Below are 25,779 nucleotides of genomic sequence, written 5' to 3' on the forward strand. Positions count from 1 at the left end.
AGAAAATGAAAATTAAAATGATGGCTATGATGTTTGCGCTTTTGTCGGTCTTTACTGCTCGAGCGGAGCTTATTAGTTTTGAACCCGACCAGAGCACCTATAATACGGGCAGCTTAATCACCGTTGACGTCTTTATTAATGATGCAAATCCTGATATCGATTTTATTTCCTTTGAATATATTTTTGCAGAACCTTTGTTTAGTTTTGATAGTTTCTTGTTTGAGACAATCATAGAAGACTCATTTGATCAGATTGATTACTTTGATGCATACATTGAAAATGATGTTTTTATTATTGAGCTAGGTTTTTTATTAGATTGGAGTAAAGTACTGGGTACCTCTTTTAAAATAGGGCAAGCGTTTTTTGTTGCTGAACAAGATGATGTGAGCTTTTCATTAACGGAAGATGTGTCTATTGTTGAAGATAGCGATGGGAATCCTATCCAAGCAACAATTGTGACTAATGTGTCATCTCCATCCACAGCTTTTTTATTTGCTGCTATGCTATTTGTGATCACATTGACTCGTCGTTTCGCATTTAGATAGCAAAGCGCTGGGCTTGAACAAAACCAAGACTCGCTCACCATATGAGCGAGTTTTTTGCTGTTGGGAGAAGGTTTTAGCTCTTTTGCTAACTCTTGAGCTTTTACTTCGCCTTGCGAAGACGAATAAGGGCAACCAAACCTAGCGAGAATAGCGCAATTGATGTCGGCGCTGAAATTTCAGCTGTGTTTCGAACAAGCAAGGTACTCATATCTGCATTACCAAAACTTAGGAAACCGGAAGCAATGATTCGACCATCTAACGTCATAAGGTCGTTCACAACTGTTCCGTCATTTGCCAAATCAACGAAATCTCGGATAAAAACGGCACTAATGCCGTTCTCGGTTTCATATAAACCTTGCGAGGTAAAAGTGTTAAACCCCGACCACTCGTTATACACATTGTACCCTATCGCCTCAAAAACAGCTTCCCACACACTGTCGTCACCATTTTCTATATCGGAGTTGGCAGAAAAGGCATCGATTGTTCCCTCGCCTCTAAACTCATCATTCTCTTCGACAAAGTCTGGTGCTGTTGTACCCGAATAAACGAGGTTAAATGACATGGCAATTACTTCATCTACCCTAGGCAAACGCCAGCCAAAAAATGCACCACCAGCGCCTAACTCAGCAAGCACATCGCTGAACGTCATATTGTTGGTTTGACCAAAATCAATCCACGCTAGCTCTGTCTCTGTGTCATAGAATGAATTGTCAATGGTATCGTCATAATCGATAATGGTAGCATTGCTGCTAAACGCCATTGCACCCAAAGCAAAGGCTAAACTTCTTAAAATTCGCATACTAGGTTTCCTATTGAATACTGTATTAACTTGAACTCATGCTAGTTTTATTAAAAAGCACTGAAATTAGGCGAACTGTACCTCTTCCTACCACCAAAAACGCTGATAAAAAATTAAACACGCAGCGCTAACCTACTGTTTTGTTGCATTTTACTTTAGTAAACCCAAGATTTCTTCGCACAAGATGTAAATCCACATTGTTTCCACATTTAGTCACAATGTATTTTTCATAAACCGCTCATTTACTCAAACTTAATTTTAATGTGATGGCTTTTTACACAGAACAAAACTGCCGAAATATCAGGTTTTATCGAGTTGATCAGGGTTCAAGTCAAGTAGCTAAAAGCCTTTGTTTTACGAACTGCAATATGCCAGATATACAGTAAATGGTTTAAATTTAACTGTGTTATTGGTGCATCTATATTGACGTCATAAGAGTATGGTTAGGTTGAAATAAAACTCTGAAAGGAACAATATATGAAACTCACTTCAAAAGGCCTGATCTTTATACTGCTCTCTGGCTTCCTAACAACAGTGTGTGCTCACGACTTCTGGCTTAATCCTAATGCCTACCATACTAAATCGGCACCTGCACAATTACCCGTAAAGTTCTCAGTTGGTCACAAAGGTGATGTCGACTCTTGGGCTTTAGATTGGAATCGTATTGTTGCGTTACGGACCTATCATGCAGGAGGCTTTGAGGATCAACTTGAAAATATTATAATAAATAGAGGACCAATAAGTGGCTTAGCAAATGTGAAGCTAACTAGCGAAGGAACGCATATACTCGCTTTTGAAAGTTACCATAGCTTTAGCAGTTTAGATGCTGAACGATTTAATGATTATGCGTCAAAGGAAGGTTTAGACCTAATAATTAGCGACCGTAAGAAATTTGGTCAGGTAGATAAAGACGGGCGTGAAATATACTCACGGAAAGCAAAAACGCTTCTTCAAGTGGGTAACTTACATACTGATAACGTAACGTCTCCCGTGGGATTGATGCTAGAGATAGTGCCGATGGTAAATCCATATGCATTAAAAGGTGAGAGTGAGCTACCAATTAAGGTTTTTTTTAGAGGGAAAGTACTTGAAAATGCGCTTATCGATATAGTGCCTTTAAACGACAGAGCATTCACAAAGCAAAGTATACGAACAAATAAACAGGGTGAGGCAAGTTTTAACATTGATGCTTCGGGCAGCTGGATGATTACGGTAGTATGGGGAGTGCCCAATACCAAAAATAGCCGTGCTGAGTATGAAACTTACTTTTCAAGCCTAACGTTTGGATATAAATAGTATACTAGAAAGAAAAGCGAGCTTAGTCCAAGCTCGCTTATTATTTAAAATTCAAACTTTCTTAAATTCATGCCACATATAACATAACTCATTCTCGCAATGTTGCCCTACAGTAAGGCTAGCTCTGTTGCAAATAAAACCTCAGTAGGCGCTCCAGTTGGGCTACCGCCTTTGGGTTCTAGACTTACTGCGAGTGCTGCTATCTGTATATGATCAAAATTCTCGGGTTTAGGTAGGGTAAAGCTCCCTTCTTGTTGCAATAAACCTATCGAAATTGGTTGGTCACCAGAAGCGGGTACTATCCACAGTTGATAGTCTTTTTGTGCAAGTTTTTCTAAGTTTTGAGTGCTTCTTACAAATATATGATTTTTGCGAACATCAAGTGACCATAGCGTTTGCTGCTCATTATTTGCAAAAATTGCCACGGCTTCAGGATAATTTATGTCCTTGTTAAATTGTACAAAAAATATTGCCAATACAAAACTTGCTGCCACTGCAACACTAGTTATCGCCTTCCATGCTTGATTGGCACTTGGTTTTGCTTGCATGTCTGACGTGACACGCTCGTTTCTAATTGTAACTAATGTTGATTCGCTTTGGTCTTGCTGCTTACTTACAAAACCAAGCATTTGTTCAATGTTAATCCAGATACTCTGTGGAGGTGATACAGGCTCTATGCTTGTTGCCATCGCATTAAGTTGCGACTCCCAATAATTCACGGCTTCTTGAATATCGCGATTTTGAACTCTTAAAGACTCAAACCGTTTTCTGGCAGCACCCCGCAAGGTGCCTAATACGTATTGAGCGGCAAGAGATGATTGTAAATTGTTATCATTATATTTCATATTTTTAAACACCTCTCTAAAGCTTGCAAGCCTCTACGAATCCAGCTTTTTACGGTGCCTAAAGGTTTGTCCATGTGCGCAACAACTTCTGTATGTGAGCAACCGTTAAAATAAGCTAAGTGAATCGCTTGACGCTGTTGATTTTCAAGTTCGTTCATACAATGATTTAACTTATCTGAATCTGCACCAACACCTTGTTCGGTCTTGTTTTGCTCAGTAGCGTCTATCGTTTCAACTGCTTCTACTTCTTCTTTTCGCACCTTTCGGTAGCGAATAATATCCAGTGCTCGATAACGTACAATGCTGATGATCCACGTTAACACCGTGCCTTTGCCTTCAGTATATTGGCTGGCGTTGTACCAAATTCTAACAAAAGCTTCTTGCGTGGCTTCTTCAGCTAATTCTGGTTTTGCTAACATGCGTAAGGCAACTGCATACACCTGTCCACTGGTTTTTTTGTAGATTTCTTCAAAAGCAGTGCGATCATCTCGAGCAACCTTAAGAAGAAGAGGGAGTAGCTCTTCATGTTCCATAGCTTTCCTTTGTTTTTTGTTATTTCATAATATCAAACGTATTTAGATGGATTTCAGATGCAAATAAATAAGACGGGGTAAAAAGAGTAGACATTGTTGTAAATGTTACATGAAAGTTTAGTCATTTAGTTTTTTTTATTACTTGAATAACGAAAGTCGCACCAACAGCCCCTCACTAATATCTATAAGGCCCTAAATTACTTTTTAAATATTTTGACTTAACCTGCATCCAGTTTTGTCACTTGCTCGTTTGGCTTTCCGTAAATAAAACAAATAAGGAAGACAAAACATGAAAAAGACACAAGTTTCATTATTCGTATCAGCAGTCTGTGCAGTTTGCATCAGTAGTATTACTCAAGCATCTAGTCACCGCGAAGCTCCTAACATCACACGATTTCCTACAGTCGATTCAACCGATTTTTACGCGTTTAATAGTTATGAAGAAGGTCGCGGTGATTTTGTCACCATGATTGCCAATTATATTCCGTTACAAGATGCTTATGGCGGTCCCAATTATTTTCCAATGGATCCAGAAGCAGTATATAGCATTCATATAGATACCGATGGCGACGCTGTTGAAGACATCACCTTTGCCTTTGACTTTGAAAGAATGCTAGCGAATCAGAACCAAGGTGCAAAACTGACCATTGGTCCTGCCGATAATCAGCGATTAGTAGGTGTGCCGTTGGTAAATATTGGTCCCGTGAGTGCAACGGATCAAAGCGCAGCCAATTTTGCTGAGACTTATACTGTTTCTATGATTGAAGGCGATGTTCGTTCAGGTACAGCGAGCACAATTACTAAAGCAAGCGATGGTTCTGAGTCGTTTGATAAACCCCTTGATTATATAGGGAATAAAACCTTTACAAACTTGGAAGGCTACGAAGCATACGCCGATAGTTTTATCTACGATATCAACATTCCAGGCTGTGACAGTATGGGTAAAGTGTTTGTAGGTCAGCGAAAAGACCCATTTGTAGTAAATCTTGGTGAAACGTTCGACTTGGTAAACTATGTGCCAGTAGAAGGCGACAGTGCTCCAGGTGCTGGCGACAATGGTGGGTTTCCCGGTGGTATCACCCAAGACATGGACAACGATGATTTAGGTGATGCAAATGTAACGAGTATCGCCATAGAAGTACCAAAAGCGTGTGTGACTGGAGACGGCAACGGCACCATTGGTGCATGGACCACTGCAAGCTTGCCACAAGCGCGAATATTAAATCCAAATGCGAGTTTTGATAAGCCAGAAGTGACGGGTGGTGCGCTTACCCAAGTGTCTCGTTTAGGCGCGCCCCTTGTTAATGAGTTAGTTATTGGAATCGAAGATAAAGACCTGTTTTCTAGCGCGCATCCTATGAACGACGGTCAGTTTGCAGACTATGTTACGCATCCGGCTTTGCCTGAGCTGTTGAATATTTTATTTAAAGACCCGGTAAACGCAACATTAGGCACCAGTTTTGAGACTATTGCGCCGACTAACTTCCCAAGAGTTGATTTGGTGACAGCGTTTTTGACGGGTGTTGAAGGCGTGAATCAGCTTTCTACCGTGACTCCGTCTGAAATGTTGAGACTAAATACTGGCATTGCGGCAACTGCGCAGGTCGATCAATCTGCATTTGGTGTAGCCGGAAACGACCTTGCAGGTTTCCCGAATGGTCGTCGCCCAGGTGATGATGTCGTAGATATTGCGCTGCGAGTGGTTATGGGGGCCCTGTGCCATCCAATTCCAGTGAACGGAGAACCAACTAATTTAGGCTTATGTGAGCCCGAAGATGCAGTTGTTGGAAATGTTCCCTTCACTGACGGCGCACCTACAGATGCAACCATGATGAACGCTCAATTTCCATACTTAGCTACACCACTTGCGGGTTCTGAATAACATAAACAAGTTTTAAGGAGATTTATATGAATACGCAAAGCCGAAACGGCATTAAGGTTTTCACCCTATCACTTGTTATATTAAGCCTAAGTGGCTGTTTTGACAGTGATGATTACAAAATTGAAGTTGTAAACGTCCCACCAACAGCATCAGATGCTGATTTTATCACGCAAACTGAAACCGATATTGTTGAGCGTCTACCAGCAAGTGATATCAATCAAGACCCGTTAACATTTGCAATTACCACTGATCCTAGTTTAGGCACGGTTTCTGTAAGCGCTAACGGTACGTTCACTTACACTCCAAAGTCAGAGCGAACTGGAATGGATAGTTTTACCTACTCGGTGACCGACGGTATTTCGCCAGCAGTTAGCGGTACGATCAATATTACCATTGAAGCTTTGCAGGTTTCTTTTAGTGAATTTAGTCGTGACGCATTTAACCAAGCACCTACTGATACGCCTCTTTCGGTGAACGGAAGGGAGTTTTCTCAAGACGTGGTTAATCAGAGTGACTATCAGGATTTGATAGACGGTAACTAACAATCTTTTGCCAAGGACGGCATTAGAGGGCGTAGTTGGGCAGTAAGAGATTGTGAATCGCCCTATGTTGCGAACAGGTGAAATACTCGAATTAGTTCCAGGTATGGTAGTGACTCAGCACAGTGGTACTGGTAAAGCGAATCAATACTTTATCCGTGGGTTTAATCTTGATCATGGAACAGATTTTGCGACTTTCATTGATGGTATGCCAATAAATATACGTACTCACGGTCATGGTCAAGGCTATACTGATTTGCATCATAATGCTCTTGAGCCTCGCACTTTGCGTTTGCCGGCCTCTTATCTTTTTTAGATAGGTTACAAATTTGACGTGGATCAAAATGTAACTGCAACAGCAAATAAATATAGGCTCGCGAAGCCTTTTCCTCCAAACAACCTAAATAGTTTTCCAAACACAGTTTGAAATTAATCTTGCATTAATCTGTTTTTAATTCATACTTCAATTGTACCATTTGATGTATGGGTACATATGGATTGAATTTGGCGCAGATTAGAGACCCAAAAAAAGAACTATTTATGATAACGATCGACTTGGAATCAAATGAACCTCTGTTTAATCAGTTGATTTCGCAGATTAAACAGGCCATTAAAAGCAAAGAGTTACGAGCGGGTGATGCTTTACCATCGATTCGAAAGCTCGCTTCTGAACTTGATGTCAATGCAAAAACGGTGGCTAAGGCCTATCAACTTCTTGAGCGCGACCAAGTCATTCAGTCAAAGGGGTATCGAGGCAGTTTTGTACATCCCAGTGCTTTAGAAAATATCGATTTTGATATTAATAAATGGCTTGAGCAGCAAGTGAGCAAAGACATCGCTCGTTATCGAGAAATGGGGGCAACAGATTCCGAAATCAGAATTGCTTTTACGCACATGATGTCATCTTAAAAAACGCGAGGAATATTTTATGTTTGAAGTCCTATTAGCTACGCAAGTCATTGTGACATTTATAGTTGCGCCAATGCTTGGATTTTATCGATTTCAGCGGTTGGCGAAAACCTATCAATACAACTTAAACGAAGAGCAGCTTTTATCCTTAAATACCTTAATGGAAAAAAGCACGCGGGTGTATTTTACTAAAGTTATCCTGTTTTTCTTGGTTGGTACTTGCATAGTTGGCGTTGCAATTACCACGCAAAGCGAGTTGCTGAATTGGGACGATCAAGCTGGGCTTGTCGTGCTGTTTTTGTTAGCGGTAGCACCTATTATCCAATTAACGCTTTTGCAAAAAGCCTATTTTGCACGGGTGAGTTCTTTTCAAAGCGGCGTCAGGACAGCATCACTTCACGCTGACCGCCTTATTGACTATGTGTCGAAGCCATTGCTATTACTGTTAATGGCTGTTCATTTTATTTTTGTTGGCAGCGTTTTTTACTTTATGAATCATCCATTCGAAGGCTTTGCAGGTAGCGTAAATTTTCTTGGCTTGTTGATACTAGATGGCGTATTTGTAGCGACAAGCTATGCGATTTATCACTCTACTAAATTTAATGCGATCAGTTCTCCAGCATTTAGACAGCAGATTAAGCTCCGCGCGATTAAAATAAACACGATTGTTTGGATTCTAGCGATTGCTAATTTGGTGGTGAGCTTTTGGATGTCAGGCTCATATCTATCGGAATATAAAATCTATGCTCAGTCTATATACTTGCAAGTTATTTTGGTGATTGGAGCCCTTGTGTTGTCCTTACCTAAGCAAGAAAACTAGCAGCTATTCAGACTGTTTTTCCAGCAATACTTCAATGCGTTGAACACTCTTCAATAACTCAGCAAATTGTTGAGCGCTAACCCCATCGGTAATTGCTGTTTCAGATGAGCTTTCATTAACGACTGGCTTGCCTTGAAGCAAGTCTTTTTGTTGTAAGATGCGCTCGCGAAATGCTTCTGCTTGATTGATGCCAATCATTGATACTAGCGCGCCGGGTCCTGACTGGCCTGCTGTTTCAAAGTCTAAACGATATAGGCCAAACATGCGCATTAACGGGCCTTGCATCATGCCAACGTCAGTGATTTTTTCTAATGGAATAGACTTTTCTATTTTAAACCAAACCCCTCTTTTAACGACAAGCTTTCGTTCAAGCAATTCAGCCGACATTGCTTTAAGCACTGCACTGGACACTAAAAATGTGATCAAAAGAACAAAGGGAACCAGTGGAATAGAAATAATGAATATTGAGCTAAAAATGACAGATAGCAACATCCAATATGTTTTTACTTTTGGGTTAAAGCTCGCTTTGAGAATGACTTTTTCTTGCATCTTGAATTCCGTTCTATTGCCAAATGATTGTAAGTCAAAGTATTGCATTATTTTATAGGCACTGAAAAGTCAGATATATACTTTACGGGATAAAGCTTTAATTTCACATTTGACATGGACAAAAACAGCACGATGAAGCTAGCAGAAGCCATACTATCAGCGTGGGAAGACTTTAGTTTTTTAGTACTAAACTTATAGAGCTTTACTAAAGGCTAGGGTCACTGGCTGCCCAAGTTCGTCAGGGTCGTCTTTAATATTCGACAGACTGATTAAAAGTTTAGTGCGAGCGACCATTACCCTCTCTTCTGCTTGGTTAAACGAGACTTGTGCCTTGAACAACTCACTTAGACTAATATCGCCTTTGTCAAAATCAGCCTGTGCGTTATCAAGCTTATCTTGCATCTTTTTATAATCGCTTTCTGTATGGGTGACCCACTCAATTGTTTGAGCTACGCTTAACTGATTGTTCAATTCATTCGGAGTGGTTTCACTAGCCACAGCGCTTTGAGCGGCGGCTATTGAAAATAATAATAGAGCGGCGATACTGGTTAATACAATTTCTTTAAGTGCGCTTGTAAAGTTGATCAATCTCATCATTTAGTCTCTTCGCTTTCTGTCGATGAAAGGATAATATGCAAATCCTTACCAAAATAATATTTATATAATCATATAGAATTCATTTCTAAATGTGATGATTTGGCGAGATAGTTGACTTAAATGATGTTTTTTCGACTAACTCGTCACAGTTGTTTACAAAAAGTGTCCTTAAACCTAAAAAAGTGTTGTGCCGCTTGAATCTCCTAAATGATATTCTTCACACACCTTCGCCGTCTTTTATCCCTTGGAATCTAAAAGTGCTTCAACGACTTTCCTCTATTTTTATAATTGCTATTAGCTTATCTTTTTTGAGCAGTTGCCAAAATCTACTCAGTTACTCTTTATTGAATGCAAAAAGTTACCCCGCTTCGCAAACCGCGACCAAACAAATCCTTGATGAATTTGGTGCTGAAAAAAGGCAGTTTTGTGATTCAACACTAGGGTGCATTGACTACTATTTTGCACCAAGCCTATCTGATAGAAATTCACTCGATATGAATTTACGTGCTGACTTTACTGGCTCAGAGCGCAATATATCACTAGATTTGAAGCGTGAAGAACTCGGTGCTTATTCTGGAAATATAATTTTGCTACACGGTTTTAGGGGCAGTAAAGAATGGATGTTAACCAGTGCGGGATATTTCCAATTTTTGGGTTTTGATGTTTATATTTTTGACTTGTTAGGACATGGCGAATTAGATGTCGCTAAAGGCTTTGGGGTTAAAGACAGCGAGTATATTTCACGTTTTGTTAAGGCCAATATTGATCAAAGTAAGCCTACAATAGCAGTGGGCTATTCAATGGGCGGGCTACTGGCATCGCGTCTAAATGCAAGTGATTTCGTGGCAGGCGCTATACTTCAAGCGCCCATGACTCGGTTTGATGAATCGCTTGTCGGTTATTTTAAAGATAATCAGCCTTGGTACGGGTTTATTTTCTCAGACCGCATGTTGCGAGATGGTGCGCAATCGGCTTTAAATAAAGCAGGTGTGCAGTTAGCGCAAACTGAAACTTTGAGTCTGATTAACAGTATAGATAATCCAAGCTTGATCTTCGCATCAACTATCGACAGTGTATCTCCTTATAGTACTTTTAAAGACTTAGGTGTTGATAAGCTTGTGGTTCATAAAGTAGAGAGCATTCAGCATGCTTACATGTCTATGATTGGTAGCGAGGAGCATAAGCAAATAGTCGACTGGTTGAACGAACATATTTATAAACGTAGCAAATAGCCAAAGGCCATGTCTTTGTGCTGTTGCGATAGCTTGCTATTTCATAATTAATACAGCTTAAGCCGTAAAACTGATACAAGACTGTTGTTTTTATTACAAACCCGTTAGTCTAAGTAAAAAGGAGTTTGTTTATGAAAATTAAAGATTTATTTAGCCCGTTATTAACGTATTGCGTGGTGAGCTTACTCATTCTCAGCCCTTATTCATTCGCCTTGTCAGAACATCCTTGGGAAAAAATTCGCAAAGAGCGCATAAACACATTGTTGCCTAAGGCAATGAATACTGCAAATGTAGATGCTTGGTTAGTGATATGCCGAGAAAATGCTAACGACCCACTTGCTAAGCATGTGGGATGTGAGAATGCAGGGCAAACGGCTGCTTTCATCTTTTATCAATCAGATAATAAGTTTGCCTCACTTGCGTTTTCACCCAAAGGCGAAGCCATGGCGCTAGCAGATTTGGGCTTATTAGATGAAGTGACAGAAGTCGAGCGCGGCGCAAATATTTACCAATTGGCTGCAGATTTTGTAAAAGCCAAGGATTTGAAGCGCGTGGCGATTAATTCCTCTGATGCCAACAAGCTCGCTGATGGACTCAGCCATAGCCAATATAAAAAGTTGGCCAAAGCGCTAGGCACAAAATACATAGATAGACTCGTAAGTTCTGAAAAACTCGTTTACGAATATCTTGCAATCAAATTACCTGCTGAAGTTGAAATCATGCGCCAAGCCGCGGCCACAACGGCTAAATGGCAGTTAGAAGCCTATGCTCAAGTGGTACCAGGTAAAACCACTGACCGCGATGTCGCTTTGTTTCTAAAAAACAAAATGAAAGAAGCCGGTGTAGGTGACGCATGGTCTCCTGATCAAAATCCTAATGTGGTCTCAGGCACGGACAGGGGCCACAGTCATGCCACTGATCGCGTTATTCAACCTGGTGATGTAATTCAAACTGATTTTGGTATTCGCGTTTATGATACATGGGTCACTGATATACAACGATTTGCTTATGTATTGAAAGAGGGCGAAACCAAACCGCCAAAAGATATCGCATATTACTGGGATAGCGCAAAAAAGGGCCGAGAAGCCGCGTTCAATGCAATGAAACCTGGTGCAACAGGTCGTGATGTAGATACGGCTCAACGCGATGTGTTAACCGCGACCAACTCTATTCCGGTAATGTGGAGCACAGGCCACCCTGTCGGCTATGTGGCGCACGATGCTGGGCCTAATCTTGGAGGTGCTTATTTAGAGCCGCCAAGGCCAGCTTCTTTACTGCCATTAAAAGAGGGGATGACCTTTGCTTTTGATGGATTCCATAGTTGGTTGTTACCCAATGGAAAACCAAAAACCATTTCGGTCGAAGAGATGGTTGTCATTGCAAAAGAAGGGGCTGAATACTTAATCCCGCCCCAACAGGACTTGGTCTTAATTAGCCAAAGTGATTAAAGGCGATTTTATTGCCGTCGAAATCGCGGAAATAAGCACCGTAAAATACATCAGGAATGCGTTGGCCTGGCTCGCCTTCGCATGTTGCGCCTAGCGCTATCGCTTTGTGATACAGTTCGTCGACTTTTTCTTTAGCCCCTGGGGCAAAGGCCAACATATTTCCATTACCACAGTGCTGTTTGCCTTCGTCATAAGGAATGCAAATTGATAGCATAGGCTCTTGCATGCTCTTCCCGATGAAAATAATGCGGTCCATTTTAACGAGTGTTTTCGCACCCAAGGGCGCTAGTAGTTGGGTATAAAATTTCTCTGACTTTTCTAAATCTGTCACACCAATCGTTGCATAAGATAGCATCTTGTTTCCTTCATTATTAGACTGTTATTTTTGAGTGATTAAGGCCTTAAGTCGACACTCAATCTTCTCTTCCAATAAGTATAAGCATGGATTGTGTAATTTAGATCATCATTGATTAGTTTTTTGCACGTATTCGATAAATTCATTGATCGGAAGTGGTTTGCTGAACAAGAAGCCTTGCGCAATTGTACAATTGGCATCACACAAAAAGTCCTTTTGGAATTGGTTTTCTACGCCTTCTGCAATGACGCCTAATTTTAAACGCTGAGCCATGGCAATAACCGCAAGAACAATCGCTTGATCATCAGCACTTTTCTCAAGATCAGCAATAAAAGAGCGATCAATTTTTAAGTGATCTATCGGTAGATATTTTAGATAGGACAAGGATGAGTAGCCGGTACCAAAATCATCAATCGATACACTTAGTCCGATTTTCCGGAGTTCTTGTAACAACTGCTGGGCTTTAGCTTGATTATCGACTAATACTCCTTCGGTCACTTCCAGTTCGATACGCTTGCTCGGCACATGGTATTTGTTCATGCATGAGGAAATAAAATCGACCAGTTTTCCATCTGAAATTTGTTTGGGAGAGAGATTAAGCGTGAGGGGAAAATCTAAATTGAGTTTTGCTAATTTCGCTAAGGCTTCGCAAACATGGTCAATAACCCAACGACCTAACTCAATGATAAATCCACTCTCTTCGGCTAAGGGAATAAATATGTCTGGTGGGATCGTGTCTTGGTCATTTATGTGCCAACGCAACAAGGCTTCAGCCTTGATCACCTTTCCGTTGTGGGTGTCGATAATGGGTTGAAAAAACAGCTCAAACTGTTCTTTTTCAATTGCATGAGAAAGCGCTTCAACCATTTTGATGCGTTTGTCTGACGCTAGCTTTAGAGCTTGTGTATAAAATTCAACAGGCTTGTTCGGATTGCGTTTTGCACTAGATACCGCCAAGTACGCACTGGTTATTAATTCATCAGGGGTGCAAGCGTCATCTGGGAACTGAGTGATGCCCATCTTTATTGGTAGTTCTGTGTATTTGTCGTTTGGGATCGTAAATGGAATATCACTTAACTCAATAATACTTTCAGACAAGGAAAATGCATCATCAAAATGTGTTTTGAAGTCTTGGGAAGCATTAGTAGGGAAGTGAATTATCGCAAACTCATCTGCACCTACTCTTGCGAGTATGTCTCTTCCAGAGATGCGCTTTAGTAATCGATTTTTAAACCTAATTAGCAATTCATCGCCTATTGCATGGCCAAACATTTCATTGGTCTGTTTAAAATTCACGATATCGATCATCAGCACATAAAAGGGCTTTTTAACCGCTGTATTTTGAAGCAGTGCCTGCCAAAAGTGTTGTCGATTGGGCAAACTTGTTAGGGTATCAGTCAAAGCTAGCTTTTCGTTTGACTGAGACAAGTATTTGATTCGTGTGATATCACTGATGGTATAAACGAAGTGTGAGGTGTTAAACCCATTTTCAGCATTTTTAACAGGATGAATATCTACCTGAAACCACTTGTTTAAGTTTGGGGGCGCAAACCAACACACTTCACCCGTCCACGGCCTATCATTTAACGGAGGGCGCATGCCCTCTGGAAACTGGTTGTTAAATAATGATTTTAAAATCTGAAAGGGATCTTCGGGCAATACGCCGTCAGCTTCAAAAAGTAACCTAGATACAGGGTTGTGAGTGACTAGTTGATGATGTTCATCCGTTATGATCACGCCCACATTTGTATGTTTAAGTGCATCGAGTAAATAGCTTGGTTCGTTAGCAAACGCTTTGTTATCGTTTAGTTTATGTCGCAACCTATCAATGACATATTCGTGTTGCTGTGTAACTTGGTCGTGTGACACTAACAAATCCCGCGCAACTTGAAGAGTTTGTTGTTGCCTATTATGAGCATCTTCTGCATGAGTGATGATGAGATAACACTCTTCATCTACGAACGTCGCCACTGCTTCTAAAAATAAAGCGGAGCCTGAATACTCTTCTGACCAAATACCCGAGCTAATTTTTCCTGGTTGTTGTTCGTCCCAATGAGCTTGCGCATCAACCAGAAAGTTGTCTAAAAACATACTACAACCTTCAACTGTAAAACTCGGCTGTTGCGATTCTGGAAAGAGTTTTTTTACCCAATCTGAAAATCCATCGATAATGCTAAAGCTTCCATCTTCATTTTTTCGCAAAATGGTGCAGTCAGCGATTCCCAGTTTCTGAAGTAAACTCACGTTAAACATTTTTTATTCCGTCGCTAGTTTTGCAAGCATGGTAAACATATCTTCAACTGTATCACCACTTTTTGCACTGGTGACAAAACTTGCGTTAAATCTTAGGCGCAATGCTTCAGCCTCTGCAGCGTCCCAGTTTTCAGAAGCAGGTAAGTCTGACTTATTGAAAACTAGCACACTAGGTGCTTGAGTATGTTTTAAAGATTCATCGAAAATTTCTTTTGCTTCGAGTAATGAACTTGCTCTATTGTGGTCTGCAACAACAACGTAAGCGTGTGCTCCTCGCAGATAGGAAGGATTAAAACCACAATACCGGTCAATCCCTTCTAGATCCCAAATCATAAGCTGAGTAGGCGTAAAAACATTATTGACTATCTTTTTATCAATCTTGACGCCAATACTGGTGAGGTATTTGTCTGAAAAGATACCATCCACGTAGCGTTTTATTAAGCTTGTCTTTCCTACACCTGAAGGGCCAAGGATACAGACCTTTTTTTGAAGCATCATAAATGTTTTAAACAACCCTATTTATATTCAATTTTGTTGTGCAAAGTCAGTAAAAATAACGTTGAACAAGACTTTTCTTGTCGCCTTAATATTCCCTGCTAAGTTGACTTCACCAATACCAACTGCAAACAAGTTATCACTATTGATATTAAAGTCGATCAAAATCTGCTTGATATTTTCGGCGCGATTTTGACTAAGACGTTGATTATAGCTGCTCTCTCCAGAAGTATCACTCGCGCCAACAATAATTAAGCTAACACTTCGGTTAAGTTTACTCGCTATTTGCTCTATTTTCGCGAAGTCCTGAGCAACCGCTTGAGCTTGAGGAAGCTGGCTTTGGCCGATGCTGTCTGAATCTAATTCAAAGATAAGTTGTTGCTGACTTATTTTGCCTATCAGCTGAGTGAATGTTTGCTCAAGGACCGTTTTTGAATCAGAAAGGTCAACTGCAAAGTCTTCAATTTTCAATTCGCTATAGTCGGGTCTGTTGTTTTGATAACCAGGAATGGTTTGTAGTTGGTTAATCAATGCTTGGTATTCTGCTCTGTCGATTTCGCCAGTTAAGCTATTAGTTTCAGGCGAGTAGTTTAGTGTTGGATAGTTTGCCACGAGCTGCGCTATTTTTGAGCCTAACAATTTGGGTGATGCTGATATAAATGGATTCACATCAACACTTACAAAGCTTTCTAAATCATCGGCCAACCAATCTTCAGTAGATTTTGCTGCATTATCCCTCAATATTCTTACCTCAATATCGTAGAGGCCAACGATCTGAACAGAGGTTAATACAAGCCCCGGTGGTGCGGGTTTATTCAGAATATTTTGCGCAGTGTGGCGCGTATCCCACCAAGCAAAAAGATATGCAACGAGACTTATTGTGATGAGCGATGTTATCAACAACCCCCAAATAGGCATTTTTTTTCTGCTCTTAGTTTCTTCCTTTTCTTCAAACAGTAAACATTCGCTTAAAGTCGGACGAGCAGCTTCAAATGGAGTCGCGTCACCTTCAAAACTGCGCAACTGGGTGGCAAAAAGCTTGTGAATGTCTTCCATTGCAACTTGTAGTTTTCGGTCTGCTTCGGGGGAAATATTTCCAGTAACCGCTGCGACTACTAATGCTTGCGGGCCTGATTTTAGAATGAGTGTAAAGTCTTCGGTTTTGACTACACCTAAATGCTGATTATCGGTTTCGTTAGTAAATGAATCGGATACAAAATCATTAATTGCCGTGAGCATTGCAGAAATAACATCGGCATCCTGAGCATCCGCTTCGTTTATCTGAACTGATTGAAGCAACATGCCTGTTTGCGCATGGATTAAAAATACTTGGTGTACCTGAAAGACAAAGGTTTGCGAAGCGACATATTTGGAGAAGCTGATGCCCGAGCGCCACGCTTCGTAGCGCCACTTTAAACCTTGAAAACTAAAACTATTTTCAATGAGCTGATTGGTTTTTTCAATAAAGTCAGATACAAAAGCGCTCACCGCTTTTCTGACTAAGCTACCTACAACAGGATATAAATAATCAACAAATTCATTTTTTTGCGCGCTGACTGACTTTTCAACTGATTTGCTGACGATCGGTTGAAGTACCTTTTGAATAGTGCCGTCTTTCTGCTCTCGGTCGTTCAGTGATTCAGCGATTACATCGGTGACAAGCTCACGTTGCTGCGCTTTTAAAGCCTCAACGATATCTGCTTGTGCAGGGCTGACTAGGACCTTACGAAGCTTTTCTAAATCAGCTTGAGCTTGTTTATTTAGCTCTTGTTGATCGCGTTCAGAATTCATGAGGTGATTAATCTGATTCTAAGTTTGATGCCATCGTTGCGAGTAACTTAGCGAGCGTCTTTCTATCTGTTTTAGAGTCAGTTAATTCGTGAGTGACTTTTTCTAAAGCGGCCATTGCTTGAGCGTGTTTTTCACTGAAGGTAGTCGAAAGTTTGGCAATTTCAGCATCAATTTTATCGTGCAGCGCTTGCGAGTCATCTTTACCCGAGGCTTCGTTCATGTCGATTTGCGCATTGAGTGTTTCAGCAGTGGCGACCATTTTTTCGTGATTGCCTTCATGATGCCTGTCTACATAATCGACCTTATCACTGAGTTGCTCAGTTGCTTGTTCTAAAAGGGATTTGAGTTCTTGATTGCTTTTCTGTTGTTCTGCGCGAAGCTCGTTAAATTGTTTGTTTAGTTGTTCGCTAAGAGACTGAATTTGTTCGTTTAGTTCACGTTGCGCTTCTCCGAAAATAATCAGTCTTAGCTGCTCTAGTTCACTAAAGGCGGTATTTGAAGCACTTTGATTGTTTTGAGTCATTTTTTATCCTACTTTCAATCTGTTGCCGTTAAGCATTGCAGAGAACAATAGACTGAATACTACTCGGCTTTTGACCGAAAAATAAGCTTTTGTACACAATTTATCATCTAAAGCTTAAAAAATGTGTGTAATAGGTCATAATGGTAGTGATTTTTCAATTAACATAATTATAACAATAGGGGGCTTCGTGTCAGATAAGCATACTCATGCTGATACCGCCGTAGCAAACTCTGGTAAGCAAAGCGGTTTGTTTAACCGCTTTCTAGCGACAGTTGAATGGCTGGGTAATCTTTTACCTCACCCGATAACACTTTTTGCATTATTGGCGCTTTTTATCGTGGTGCTAAGCGGGATTTTAGGCTTTTTTGATGTTTCCGTGGCTGATCCTCGTCCGATAGGGGCAAAAGGCAGAGAGGCAGACGGTGTTATCGAGGTAATTTCTCTTTTAAATGCCGAAGGTTTGCAACGCATTGTCACTGGACTCGTGACTAACTTTACTGGTTTTGCGCCACTGGGCACGGTGTTAGTTGCATTGCTAGGCGTATCGATTGCTGAGCATTCAGGCTTACTCAGTACCTTAATGCGTGCAATGGTGATGAACGCGTCAAAGCGTATGGTGACTATTGTCATCGTCTTTGCGGGCATAGTATCAAATACTGCATCCGAGCTTGGTTATGTCGTTTTGATTCCTTTAGCTGCGATGATATTCCATTCCTTAGGAAGACATCCGCTAGCAGGCTTAGCCGCTGCTTTTGCAGGTGTGTCTGCGGGGTACAGTGCTAATTTATTATTAGGTACGGTCGACCCATTACTGTCGGGTATCACCGAAGCGGCCTCTCATATGATTGACCCAAGTTACGTGGTAGGGCCTGAAGTAAATTGGTATTTCATGATTGTCAGTACCTTTTTAGTTGCTGCAATGGGGGCAATCGTCACCGAGAAAATTGTAGAGCCGCGTTTGGGTAAATACGATCCAAGTGAAGCTTCAATCGACTTGGGCGAACAAAAAATGGATGCACCAAGCGCTCAAGAAAAGCGTGCACTGAAATGGGCTGGTGTTGCTTTTGTCGCGATGTGTGGTTTGTTAGCACTGACAATCGTGCCAGAGAATGGCATTTTGCGTAACCCTGAAACAGGGTTGGTTGCGGGTTCTCCATTCCTAAAAGGCATTGTTGCGTTTATTTTTGTCACTTTTGCTGTTCCTGGTTTTGTTTATGGACGCGTAGCTGGCACCATGAAAAACGATCGCGATATTATCGATGCAATGGCTAAGAGCATGGGCTCAATGGGCTTGTATATTACCTTGGTCTTTTTTGCTGCTCAGTTTGTTGCCTTTTTCAAGTGGACAAACCTAGGTACATTTTTGGCAGTCAAAGGCGCGGTGTTTTTACAAGCAACAGGACTTGATGGCCCTGAAGTCTTTGTTTTGTTCATCTTAATGTGTGGCATCGTTAATTTGTCATTGGGCAGTGCGTCTGCGCAGTGGGCAGTTACCGCACCTATATTTGTGCCTATGCTCATGCTAGTCGGTTATGCGCCAGAGGTTATTCAAGCCGCCTATCGCATCGGTGATTCAGTCACTAACGTCATCACGCCGATGATGAGCTACTTTGGATTGATACTGGCGATCGCTGCTCGCTATAAAAAGGATTTGGGCATGGGGACTTTGATTGCGACAATGTTGCCGTATAGCCTGACGTTTATCGTCGGTTGGACCATATTGTTCTACGTGTGGGTATTCTTGTTTGGCTTACCGGTTGGACCGGGTGCTGCCACTTATTACACACCGTAGCTTTTTGTTGCAATTTTTTGTGCTTTTTATCGAGGGCCGCCCATGTTTGAGGCGGTCTTTTTTGTTACATTCGACGTATACTTTTAGTGAATTTTTGACTTGAGACTTGTTGTTAATTTATGAAATACAAATCGCAAACGGATTTTACCCACTCTAAAGCCGATAAAATTGGTGTTATTGTATCTAACTTAGGTACGCCTCAAGCACCTTCGAAGCAAGCGCTTAAACCCTATCTAAAGCAGTTTTTATCTGATCCGCGCGTGGTCGAAGTACCTAAGTTGATTTGGTGGTTTGTATTAAACGGCATCATTTTAAATATTAGACCTAAGCGTTCAGCAGAGGCTTACAGTACCGTTTGGACAGAAGACGGTTCGCCGTTGCTGACGCATACTAAGAATCAAGCAAAAGGCATAGAAACCAAGCTTAAAGCAGTCTACGGCGATGATGTACTGGTTGACTATGCGATGCGGTACGGAGAGCCTTCTGTATCAACCGCGATCGATAACTTGTTATCACAAGGCGCTCGAAAAATTCTAGTATTTCCACTTTATCCCCAATACTGCGCATCAACGAGTGGTTCAACCTTTGATGCCGTAGCTGAAGATTTTACGATGCGTCGCTGGTTACCCGATTTCCGATTTATCAGTCGTTACAGCGACGATGAAGGTTATATCAAAGCCGTTGCAGATAAAATCAGAAAGCATTGGGAAACGCATGAACGCGCAGACAAGTTAATTTTTTCTTACCACGGCATTCCCAAAAGATATTTGCTCAATGGCGACCCCTATCACTGCGAATGCCACAAAACAACAAGACTCGTCGCACAAGAACTTGGCTTAAGTGCTGATGAATATATGACGACCTTTCAATCACGATTCGGCAGAGAAGAATGGTTAAAACCATACACTGATGAAACCCTCAAAGGCTTACCTGAAAAAGGGGTGAAGTCAGTTCAAGTCGTATGTCCGGGGTTTTCGTCTGATTGTCTCGAAACGATTGAAGAAATAGGCGAAGAAAACCGCGAGTACTTCGAAGAAAGTGGTGGTCAACGTTACGAATACATAGAATCACTTAATGATGATCCTCAGCATATTGATGTGTTAGTAGACATTATCAAAACTAACTTACAAGGTTGGTCGGTTGGGGATGATTATGAGCGTCGAGGACAGCTTGCAAAAGCAATGGGCAGCGAAAAATAGAGTATTGGAAATAGGACAAGCAAAACCGATATGAAACAAGAAAATACGCCGCTGGTCGCCCCAGACGCATTACTTAAAGCCCAATATATTGCCAACCTATTAGATACCGCGGTTAAAATTCCGTTCATCGGTATCAAAGTTGGCCTAGATTTCCTTATTGGTTTGATACCCGGAATAGGGGATGCGTTAATGATGTTAGCGTCTCTACGCATTGTCTATCTCGGCAAAAAGTTAGGCATGCCCAAAGCACTGCAAATGAAGATGCTCCGCAATACGCTTTTCGACTTTGGCTTAGGTTTTATTCCAATCGTCGGTGATATCGTGGATTTGTTCTTTAAAGCCAACCAAAAGAATGTGCGCATTATGGAGCGCTGGTGGGTTGAGCAAAACAAAGAAGAATTAGACAGGCTTGCGGCTATTCAATTGGCCGAATGGGAAGCAGAGCAGGCGAGACTTGAAGGTAAGTCTTGATAAATTGACTTGGCGCAAACTCGCGCGTCGAAGTGACGCTTTTTAGTTGATTTATATGGCGAATTAGCGTTTTATAGTCACTATGAAACACGCTAATTCGTTCAGACAACAGTTTATAAGTTTATTCCTGATGCTAAGCTTAATGCTTCAGGCGGGAATGAACTATGCACTTGCGTCATACAATATGGCGCTTATGCAGGCACAAGTGTCTGAAGATACTCTGCTCATCTGTACCGGCAAAAGCGTTAAATTAATATCTGCTAGCCACTATTTTGAAACCGGCGAATTAGTCGAAATTTCAAAATTATCTGTCTCTGATACACCATCAGAACTTACTTTCTTAAATCAGCAATCTGATAGCTTAGAGCATGATACTAGTCCTTGTATCTTTTCGTTTGTTGCTGATACTCATAAGACTATTCTTACGGCTGCGTTACCGGTCGTTGCAGTCGATATTGAATCTGATGCAATAACTTCAACTAGCATAGCTCACACTAGCATTGAATGCTTGTCTCCTTGCGCACGATCCCCTCCTTTTATCATTTAATAACTCAAACAATATTTTAGAAGTGATTCATTTGCCGCGGGCATTGGTTTAAAGACGACCATGTCTGTTTGGACTTGAGATTCAAGATCTTGAATCACTATTACCCAAAATTTAAATGATAAGAAATTCGCAAATGATAAATACAAACACCACATTTTGCCGATGTGCTGCAATTAATACGTTTCAGCCCAAACCCCTGTTAGTGAGTATTTTATTGGCTTCTGCTAGCTTGGGTTCATTCGCAAGTGAGCAAGCTATAAATAACCAAGAAGCGCAAAAACACGAACTAGAGCACATAGAGATAGTCGGGCAATTGTCTAGTGGGTTACTTGAGTCCAATATCCAATTAAAGGAATCCAGTTCTCCGGATCTAAGGGCGCAACTGGCACAAATACCTGGGGTATCAGTAAACGGCAATGGCTTAGTGAGCGGGATTATTCAATACCGAGGATTATTTGGTGATCGCGTCAATGTGAAAATCGATGATGTATCTATTGCAGGTGCTGGTCCCAATGCAATGGATAGCCCGCTTTCGCACGTCATCGGTAGCGAACATCAAGTCATACTGCACCAAGGTATTGCACCCGTGTCAGCGGGCTTTGAGACGCTTGGTGGCGCAATTGAAATTAAACCAAAGTCCCCTGAGTTTTCTGACTCCAATCATTGGATGTCTTCAGGGCGTATCGAGAGTACATTCCATCACAATAACAACGCTCGATCTTTCAATTCAAATTTAAATTTTGCATCAGATAAGCGCTATTTGACCGCAATTGCTCAGTTTCAAGAAGCTGATAATTATGAAGTTAAGAGTCTCGAAGTACCATCGACTTTTTATCAAAGAGGTGGAGCTAAGATCTTATTTGGTCAACACAGCGATGATTCAAAACTAGATATTTCAATTGCACGAACACACACTAATGGTTCAGGAACGCCCGCGCTAGCCATGGACATCGAAAGCATAGAAGCGCTTTGGTATAAACTCAGTTATCAACAAGATTTGAATAATCAATGGTCTACTCAGATTAAAGTCAGCGCAAACAAGAATACGCATGAGATGAATAATTTTATGTTTAGAGACGCCCCTATGCCCGCTATGCATAGACGTAATTCTGTAGACAGTAGCGCATCGGCTATAGATATCAGCCTGATAAAACAGCAAAGTGACTCACAACTCGAAATTTGTGTTAGTGGCGAAAACAAAGCGCATAACTCGCGTATTTCAAACCCAAATAATAAGATGTTTTTTATCAATAATTTCAACGACGTTGAGCGCTCAGTGTTAAGTGGCTTTGTTGAATATGAGTTTACAGATTCTCACAAGATTGACTGGCAACTAGGACTTCGTGCCAGCAAAGTTGAATACGATGCTGATGATGTATCGACTAGCATGGCAATGATGAATGCAAATGCTGATGCTTTGGTAAATGGATTCAACAATGCTGACAAAAAGCAAAACTTCGGCTTATTAGATTTAGTGTTAAAAGCGCGTACACAAGTGAGTACTAACTTGAACGTAACCGCTTCGCTTGGCCAAAAGCAACGTGCGCCTAGTTATACTGAGTTGTATTCATGGTTTCCACTGGGTGTATCTGCAGGCTTAGCTGATGGTCGTAATTATATCGGTGATTTGGGCTTAGAAAAAGAAAAAGCATTGCAATTTGATCTCGGTTTGCAGTATCAAAACAATGGGTTGACTCTTTTGCCGAACATTTTTTACCAAGACATCTCTGATTACATCATTGGTGTACCTACTGACAATCAACAAGCAAATATGATGGCGATGATTATGGGGGCGCAACCTGCGCTTCAATGGAGCAATCAAAAGGCGGCATTGTATGGCTTTGATATGTATGCCGCGTATGCGTTTTCACAAAATTTGCAAGTAACAGGCAGCGTTAAATGGGTACGAGGTAAATTAAGACCAAGTGACGATATTATTGAAGGCGAAGAATCTACCGATCTTTATCGAATTGCTCCGCTAACGGCTACCATGCATGCTGTTTATAAACTTAACGATTGGACCGTCGACTTTTTGGTTGAAACAGCAGCGAAGCAAGATAAGGTTGCAAGCTTACAAAACGAAAGTGAAACACCTAGCTATACGGTTTTTGATTTGGCGATTCACTATCAAATAAGCGATGCGTTTAGTGCAAGTTTGTTGATTGAAAATCTAGGGGATAGATTTTATGTCAATCATTTGGGTGGTATTAATCGAATCAATAGTGCAGATATAAGTGCTGGAGAGCGTATACCGGAAATTGGCAGAAATATTGGGGTCAGTGTCGATTTTCGTTTTTAAGTTTTTATTGCATGTTTCACGAGTGTCACTGCTTGAAAAAAGGTTCCCACTTATTGGGAACCTTTGGGATATTTACTGTCCGTAAGTACACAAATAAGCGGTGTTCTCGCTGACTTTCACCTGAAATTTTTGTTGGGCTTCGATAGTAAATTGGTTTTGTGCACCAAAAGTTTGCCAATCCTTTGCATCCGGCAGTAAGACGGTTAATGCGCCGCTGACAACTGTCATGGTTTCAAATTGATTCGTAGAAAATTCATATTCTCCAGGCGCCATTACGCCCATCGTGGCAGGTAAGCTTGCAGTATCAAAAGCGATGGATTTTACTTTTCCATCGAAGTATTCATTTACATCAAACATGGTTTTCTCTTTGCAAAATTAAGTCGAACGCAAGATTACCCATGCGCAACAAAAATTCCATTAAAAAATCAAGTAAGCTTATGCGAGTTATCTCTTAGATATTACTTCCAGCCCAAAATTTCCTCAAAATCACTGTCCAATTTCTTCGCAAAGTCTTTAGCGTGGATCGCCACAGTTTCAAGTTTCTTTTCTTCATCTGATGTGGGTGTGAACTCCGGAACCTTCACCGGATAACCAGCTTCGTCTATTGCCATAAACGTAATAAAACAACGATTGGTCACCACTTCGGCATCTTCTTTGGGATCAGTAGCGCGTACGACAACGTAGATATGCATGCTGGTTCTGCCGGTATGCACTATTTGAGCACTAATGGTGACTTGCTGGCCAACCAATATCGGGCGAATAAAGCGAATCGCGTTAGCTGATACTGTCACACAATAACGCTTGCTCCATTGAGCAGCACAAGCGTAAGAAGCTTGATCTATCCATTTCATGACCATGCCGCCGTGTACTTTGCCACCGAAGTTCACATCTGTTGGCTCGGCTAAAAAACGAAATTCTGTTTTACTGCTGCGTTTGTCGTTTTTGCTCATAGAAATGGTTTGTCCTAATTATCTGGTCAGTGCGCACAACTTATACCTTACCCTTTTTTGTCTTTTAAGTACGACTAATTTTTTCCATCACGCTACCCACTTGAAATTATTCTGACGGATAGCTTGCTAGATACAACGGGTGAGCGGACTTGTAAAACTTCAATTAATGCTTAAGTTTCGCTTTAGCAATATTAAGTGCATGAAGTCTTAACTCTTTCAAAATAGGGCTTTCGGTTTGCCAATAGTGCCAATACAAGGGCGTGTCTAAGGTATAGCCGGGAAATAAATCCTGCAACAAACCCGACGTTAAAGCATCCTGCATTTGTATCGTGGGTAGCAAACCATAGCCTAAACCTGCAATACAAGCCTGCTTAAAGCCTTCAGATGATGGACATAGGTGAATATGTTGCGGAGGTTCGCCACTTTGCTCTATCAAAAAGTCATGCTGTAGGTGGTCGTCTTGGTCAAACACCAAGCAGGGAAGTCTACTGAGATCGTTTATGGTTTGTATATTGTGCTTAGCAATAAAACTGGGGGATGCCACTGCTTGATATTGCATATCACCAAGGTAACTGCTCAATCCGCCATTGACAGGATCCGGCGAATCACAAATACAAATCATGACTTCACCTGCTTTCATTTTTTTCAGCCCCACTGACTGATCAACAATTGAAATATCCAAACTGATTTGCACATCGTCAATTAGGCTCGGTGCTGCTAGTGCTTCTGCTAACCAAGTTGCTATCGAATCAGCATTTGTAGCAAGCGTAACCACAAGAGGGCCTTGTTCAGTATCTTGTTGGGTGTTCTTTATCCCCAAAGAAACCTCTAATTGCTGAACCTGTTGAAGATGGTTAAGTAATTTTGTGCCTAACGCTGTTGGCTTTGGCGGTTGCCCACGCACCAGCACAGGCTCACCAAGAAATGCTTCTAGCTGATTGATGCGCCGACTCACCGCCGATTGAGTAATAAAAAGTTGGTTAGCTGCCTTTTCAAAGCCTTTGTATTTGACAACAAACGCAAGGGCTTGAAGTTGTTTATAATCAATCATGAGTTTAATTCATATATATTGAAAATCATTCATTAGACTTATATCAGTGACTTATCTAC

26 protein-coding genes and 1 pseudogene are annotated in these 25,779 nt (G+C 41.2%); 14 read left to right on the plus strand and 13 right to left on the minus strand.

Features of this window, described 5'->3' with window-relative positions; all coding sequences use genetic code 11:
• The first annotated feature begins 5 nt into the window (after positions 1 to 5).
• The gene (locus tag KUL10_RS11305) at positions 6 to 545 is read left to right on the plus strand and encodes a hypothetical protein (RefSeq protein WP_110429048.1); all 540 of its coding nucleotides are present in this window, start codon (positions 6 to 8) and stop codon (positions 543 to 545) included.
• A gap of 100 nt (positions 546 to 645) precedes the next feature.
• Here the strand turns inward: KUL10_RS11305 and KUL10_RS11310 are convergent, their stop codons facing one another.
• Positions 646 to 1,344: a hypothetical protein gene (locus KUL10_RS11310; protein ID WP_110429049.1), complete on the minus strand. Its 699-nt coding sequence runs from the start codon at positions 1,342 to 1,344 to the stop codon at positions 646 to 648.
• 477 nt (positions 1,345 to 1,821) lie between these two features.
• Between KUL10_RS11310 and KUL10_RS11315 the strand changes: the two genes are divergently transcribed.
• Entirely contained in the window at positions 1,822 to 2,640 is an 819-nt protein-coding gene (locus KUL10_RS11315; protein ID WP_110429050.1) for a DUF4198 domain-containing protein, read from the plus strand.
• Positions 2,641 to 2,747: 107 nt separating this feature from the next.
• Here the strand turns inward: KUL10_RS11315 and KUL10_RS11320 are convergent, their stop codons facing one another.
• Together KUL10_RS11320 and KUL10_RS11325 are read right to left on the minus strand one after the other, a co-directional pair.
• A complete protein-coding gene (locus tag KUL10_RS11320; protein ID WP_110429051.1) occupies positions 2,748 to 3,485 on the minus strand; it encodes an anti-sigma factor domain-containing protein in 738 nt (245 codons plus the stop codon).
• A complete protein-coding gene (locus KUL10_RS11325; RefSeq protein WP_110429052.1) occupies positions 3,482 to 4,018 on the minus strand; it encodes an RNA polymerase sigma factor in 537 nt (178 codons plus the stop codon). Before KUL10_RS11325 ends, KUL10_RS11320 begins: the two co-directional genes overlap by 4 nt.
• Before the next feature lie 289 nt (positions 4,019 to 4,307).
• On the opposite strand from KUL10_RS11325, the gene KUL10_RS11330 reads away from it, so the two are divergent.
• The 5 genes and pseudogenes from KUL10_RS11330 (at position 4,308) to KUL10_RS11350 (ending at position 8,168) form a co-directional block, all read left to right on the plus strand.
• Entirely contained in the window at positions 4,308 to 5,900 is a 1,593-nt protein-coding gene (locus tag KUL10_RS11330) for a DUF4331 domain-containing protein (RefSeq protein WP_110429053.1), read from the plus strand.
• A gap of 26 nt (positions 5,901 to 5,926) precedes the next feature.
• Positions 5,927 to 6,442 (plus strand): Ig-like domain-containing protein, encoded by a 516-nt coding sequence (locus tag KUL10_RS11335; RefSeq protein ID WP_110429054.1) that lies wholly within the window; start codon positions 5,927 to 5,929, stop codon positions 6,440 to 6,442.
• Positions 6,443 to 6,458: 16 nt separating this feature from the next.
• A pseudogene (locus KUL10_RS11340) lies at positions 6,459 to 6,728 on the plus strand (TonB-dependent receptor plug domain-containing protein); the annotation flags it as partial.
• A 251-nt stretch (positions 6,729 to 6,979) separates the two neighbouring features.
• Positions 6,980 to 7,348, plus strand: a complete 369-nt coding sequence (locus tag KUL10_RS11345; RefSeq protein WP_110429055.1) for a GntR family transcriptional regulator — start codon at positions 6,980 to 6,982, stop codon at positions 7,346 to 7,348.
• Between the two features lie 19 nt (positions 7,349 to 7,367).
• Positions 7,368 to 8,168, plus strand: a complete 801-nt coding sequence (locus KUL10_RS11350) for a hypothetical protein (protein ID WP_110429056.1) — start codon at positions 7,368 to 7,370, stop codon at positions 8,166 to 8,168.
• Between the two features lie 3 nt (positions 8,169 to 8,171).
• Here the strand turns inward: KUL10_RS11350 and KUL10_RS11355 are convergent, their stop codons facing one another.
• Entirely contained in the window at positions 8,172 to 8,717 is a 546-nt protein-coding gene (locus tag KUL10_RS11355) for a PH domain-containing protein (protein WP_110429273.1), read from the minus strand.
• A 192-nt stretch (positions 8,718 to 8,909) separates the two neighbouring features.
• Positions 8,910 to 9,314, minus strand: coding sequence for a TolC family protein (locus tag KUL10_RS11360; RefSeq protein WP_110429057.1), 405 nt, complete (start codon positions 9,312 to 9,314; stop codon positions 8,910 to 8,912).
• Between the two features lie 194 nt (positions 9,315 to 9,508).
• On the opposite strand from KUL10_RS11360, the gene KUL10_RS11365 reads away from it, so the two are divergent.
• Both KUL10_RS11365 and KUL10_RS11370 read left to right on the plus strand, forming a co-directional pair.
• Entirely contained in the window at positions 9,509 to 10,546 is a 1,038-nt protein-coding gene (locus KUL10_RS11365) for an alpha/beta hydrolase (protein ID WP_146216779.1), read from the plus strand.
• A gap of 131 nt (positions 10,547 to 10,677) precedes the next feature.
• On the plus strand, positions 10,678 to 11,994 hold the full coding sequence (locus tag KUL10_RS11370) for a Xaa-Pro peptidase family protein (RefSeq protein ID WP_110429059.1): 1,317 nt from the start codon (positions 10,678 to 10,680) through the stop codon (positions 11,992 to 11,994).
• On the opposite strand, the gene KUL10_RS11375 is transcribed toward KUL10_RS11370, so the two are convergent.
• The 5 genes from KUL10_RS11375 to KUL10_RS11395 form a co-directional block, all read right to left on the minus strand.
• On the minus strand, positions 11,978 to 12,349 hold the full coding sequence (locus tag KUL10_RS11375; RefSeq protein ID WP_110429060.1) for a VOC family protein: 372 nt from the start codon (positions 12,347 to 12,349) through the stop codon (positions 11,978 to 11,980). The two genes, KUL10_RS11370 and KUL10_RS11375, sit on opposite strands and share 17 nt — an antisense overlap.
• A gap of 108 nt (positions 12,350 to 12,457) precedes the next feature.
• A complete protein-coding gene (locus tag KUL10_RS11380; protein ID WP_110429061.1) occupies positions 12,458 to 14,602 on the minus strand; it encodes a bifunctional diguanylate cyclase/phosphodiesterase in 2,145 nt (714 codons plus the stop codon).
• Positions 14,603 to 14,605: 3 nt separating this feature from the next.
• Complete coding sequence (locus tag KUL10_RS11385) at positions 14,606 to 15,097, minus strand: Rab family GTPase (RefSeq protein ID WP_110429274.1); 492 nt, start codon at positions 15,095 to 15,097, stop codon at positions 14,606 to 14,608.
• Positions 15,098 to 15,127: 30 nt separating this feature from the next.
• A complete protein-coding gene (locus KUL10_RS11390; protein ID WP_110429062.1) occupies positions 15,128 to 16,888 on the minus strand; it encodes an OmpA family protein in 1,761 nt (586 codons plus the stop codon).
• 7 nt (positions 16,889 to 16,895) lie between these two features.
• Complete coding sequence (locus tag KUL10_RS11395; RefSeq protein ID WP_110429063.1) at positions 16,896 to 17,411, minus strand: hypothetical protein; 516 nt, start codon at positions 17,409 to 17,411, stop codon at positions 16,896 to 16,898.
• 121 nt (positions 17,412 to 17,532) lie between these two features.
• Between KUL10_RS11395 and KUL10_RS11400 the strand changes: the two genes are divergently transcribed.
• The 5 genes from KUL10_RS11400 (at position 17,533) to KUL10_RS11420 (ending at position 23,719) form a co-directional block, all read left to right on the plus strand.
• Positions 17,533 to 19,203, plus strand: a complete 1,671-nt coding sequence (locus KUL10_RS11400) for an AbgT family transporter (RefSeq protein WP_110429064.1) — start codon at positions 17,533 to 17,535, stop codon at positions 19,201 to 19,203.
• A gap of 119 nt (positions 19,204 to 19,322) precedes the next feature.
• A complete protein-coding gene (hemH, locus tag KUL10_RS11405) occupies positions 19,323 to 20,402 on the plus strand; it encodes a ferrochelatase (protein ID WP_110429065.1) in 1,080 nt (359 codons plus the stop codon).
• A 30-nt stretch (positions 20,403 to 20,432) separates the two neighbouring features.
• A complete protein-coding gene (locus tag KUL10_RS11410; RefSeq protein WP_110429066.1) occupies positions 20,433 to 20,873 on the plus strand; it encodes a DUF4112 domain-containing protein in 441 nt (146 codons plus the stop codon).
• Positions 20,874 to 21,030: 157 nt separating this feature from the next.
• The gene (locus tag KUL10_RS11415; protein WP_146216780.1) at positions 21,031 to 21,420 is read left to right on the plus strand and encodes a hypothetical protein; all 390 of its coding nucleotides are present in this window, start codon (positions 21,031 to 21,033) and stop codon (positions 21,418 to 21,420) included.
• Positions 21,421 to 21,553: 133 nt separating this feature from the next.
• Positions 21,554 to 23,719 carry a TonB-dependent receptor gene (locus KUL10_RS11420; RefSeq protein ID WP_158525375.1) on the plus strand — a complete coding sequence of 722 codons (2,166 nt, stop codon included), beginning with the start codon at positions 21,554 to 21,556 and terminating at the stop codon, positions 23,717 to 23,719.
• Between the two features lie 72 nt (positions 23,720 to 23,791).
• Here KUL10_RS11420 and KUL10_RS11425 read toward each other — a convergent pair whose 3' ends face one another.
• The 3 genes from KUL10_RS11425 to KUL10_RS11435 all read right to left on the minus strand — a co-directional run bounded on the left by KUL10_RS11425 (position 23,792) and on the right by KUL10_RS11435 (position 25,720).
• Positions 23,792 to 24,076 carry a pyrimidine/purine nucleoside phosphorylase gene (locus tag KUL10_RS11425; RefSeq protein ID WP_110429069.1) on the minus strand — a complete coding sequence of 95 codons (285 nt, stop codon included), beginning with the start codon at positions 24,074 to 24,076 and terminating at the stop codon, positions 23,792 to 23,794.
• A 101-nt stretch (positions 24,077 to 24,177) separates the two neighbouring features.
• Positions 24,178 to 24,669: an acyl-CoA thioesterase gene (locus KUL10_RS11430; RefSeq protein WP_110429070.1), complete on the minus strand. Its 492-nt coding sequence runs from the start codon at positions 24,667 to 24,669 to the stop codon at positions 24,178 to 24,180.
• A 163-nt stretch (positions 24,670 to 24,832) separates the two neighbouring features.
• On the minus strand, positions 24,833 to 25,720 hold the full coding sequence (locus KUL10_RS11435) for a LysR family transcriptional regulator ArgP (RefSeq protein ID WP_110429071.1): 888 nt from the start codon (positions 25,718 to 25,720) through the stop codon (positions 24,833 to 24,835).
• Positions 25,721 to 25,779 lie beyond the last annotated feature (59 nt).

It is taken from the genome of Glaciecola sp. KUL10 (genome assembly GCF_003203515.1).
In the GTDB taxonomy this organism is placed as follows: Bacteria; Pseudomonadota; Gammaproteobacteria; order Enterobacterales; family Alteromonadaceae; genus Glaciecola.

Excerpts from the sequence above, each read along its gene's own strand:
- KUL10_RS11305 (WP_110429048.1), top strand. The coding sequence starts at position 6 with ATGAAAATTAAAATGATGGCTATGATGTTTGCGCTTTTGTCGGTCTTT.
- KUL10_RS11310 (WP_110429049.1), bottom strand. The coding sequence starts at position 1,344 with ATGCGAATTTTAAGAAGTTTAGCCTTTGCTTTGGGTGCAATGGCGTTT.
- KUL10_RS11315 (WP_110429050.1), top strand. The coding sequence starts at position 1,822 with ATGAAACTCACTTCAAAAGGCCTGATCTTTATACTGCTCTCTGGCTTC.
- KUL10_RS11320 (WP_110429051.1), bottom strand. The coding sequence starts at position 3,485 with ATGAAATATAATGATAACAATTTACAATCATCTCTTGCCGCTCAATAC.
- KUL10_RS11325 (WP_110429052.1), bottom strand. The coding sequence starts at position 4,018 with ATGGAACATGAAGAGCTACTCCCTCTTCTTCTTAAGGTTGCTCGAGAT.
- KUL10_RS11330 (WP_110429053.1), top strand. The coding sequence starts at position 4,308 with ATGAAAAAGACACAAGTTTCATTATTCGTATCAGCAGTCTGTGCAGTT.
- KUL10_RS11335 (WP_110429054.1), top strand. The coding sequence starts at position 5,927 with ATGAATACGCAAAGCCGAAACGGCATTAAGGTTTTCACCCTATCACTT.
- KUL10_RS11345 (WP_110429055.1), top strand. The coding sequence starts at position 6,980 with ATGATAACGATCGACTTGGAATCAAATGAACCTCTGTTTAATCAGTTG.
- KUL10_RS11350 (WP_110429056.1), top strand. The coding sequence starts at position 7,368 with ATGTTTGAAGTCCTATTAGCTACGCAAGTCATTGTGACATTTATAGTT.
- KUL10_RS11355 (WP_110429273.1), bottom strand. The coding sequence starts at position 8,717 with ATGCAAGAAAAAGTCATTCTCAAAGCGAGCTTTAACCCAAAAGTAAAA.
- KUL10_RS11360 (WP_110429057.1), bottom strand. The coding sequence starts at position 9,314 with ATGATGAGATTGATCAACTTTACAAGCGCACTTAAAGAAATTGTATTA.
- KUL10_RS11370 (WP_110429059.1), top strand. The coding sequence starts at position 10,678 with ATGAAAATTAAAGATTTATTTAGCCCGTTATTAACGTATTGCGTGGTG.
- KUL10_RS11375 (WP_110429060.1), bottom strand. The coding sequence starts at position 12,349 with ATGCTATCTTATGCAACGATTGGTGTGACAGATTTAGAAAAGTCAGAG.
- KUL10_RS11380 (WP_110429061.1), bottom strand. The coding sequence starts at position 14,602 with ATGTTTAACGTGAGTTTACTTCAGAAACTGGGAATCGCTGACTGCACC.
- KUL10_RS11385 (WP_110429274.1), bottom strand. The coding sequence starts at position 15,097 with ATGCTTCAAAAAAAGGTCTGTATCCTTGGCCCTTCAGGTGTAGGAAAG.
- KUL10_RS11390 (WP_110429062.1), bottom strand. The coding sequence starts at position 16,888 with ATGAATTCTGAACGCGATCAACAAGAGCTAAATAAACAAGCTCAAGCT.
- KUL10_RS11395 (WP_110429063.1), bottom strand. The coding sequence starts at position 17,411 with ATGACTCAAAACAATCAAAGTGCTTCAAATACCGCCTTTAGTGAACTA.
- KUL10_RS11400 (WP_110429064.1), top strand. The coding sequence starts at position 17,533 with ATGTGTGTAATAGGTCATAATGGTAGTGATTTTTCAATTAACATAATT.
- hemH (WP_110429065.1), top strand. The coding sequence starts at position 19,323 with ATGAAATACAAATCGCAAACGGATTTTACCCACTCTAAAGCCGATAAA.
- KUL10_RS11410 (WP_110429066.1), top strand. The coding sequence starts at position 20,433 with ATGAAACAAGAAAATACGCCGCTGGTCGCCCCAGACGCATTACTTAAA.
- KUL10_RS11415 (WP_146216780.1), top strand. The coding sequence starts at position 21,031 with ATGAACTATGCACTTGCGTCATACAATATGGCGCTTATGCAGGCACAA.
- KUL10_RS11420 (WP_158525375.1), top strand. The coding sequence starts at position 21,554 with ATGATAAATACAAACACCACATTTTGCCGATGTGCTGCAATTAATACG.
- KUL10_RS11425 (WP_110429069.1), bottom strand. The coding sequence starts at position 24,076 with ATGTTTGATGTAAATGAATACTTCGATGGAAAAGTAAAATCCATCGCT.
- KUL10_RS11430 (WP_110429070.1), bottom strand. The coding sequence starts at position 24,669 with ATGAGCAAAAACGACAAACGCAGCAGTAAAACAGAATTTCGTTTTTTA.
- KUL10_RS11435 (WP_110429071.1), bottom strand. The coding sequence starts at position 25,720 with ATGATTGATTATAAACAACTTCAAGCCCTTGCGTTTGTTGTCAAATAC.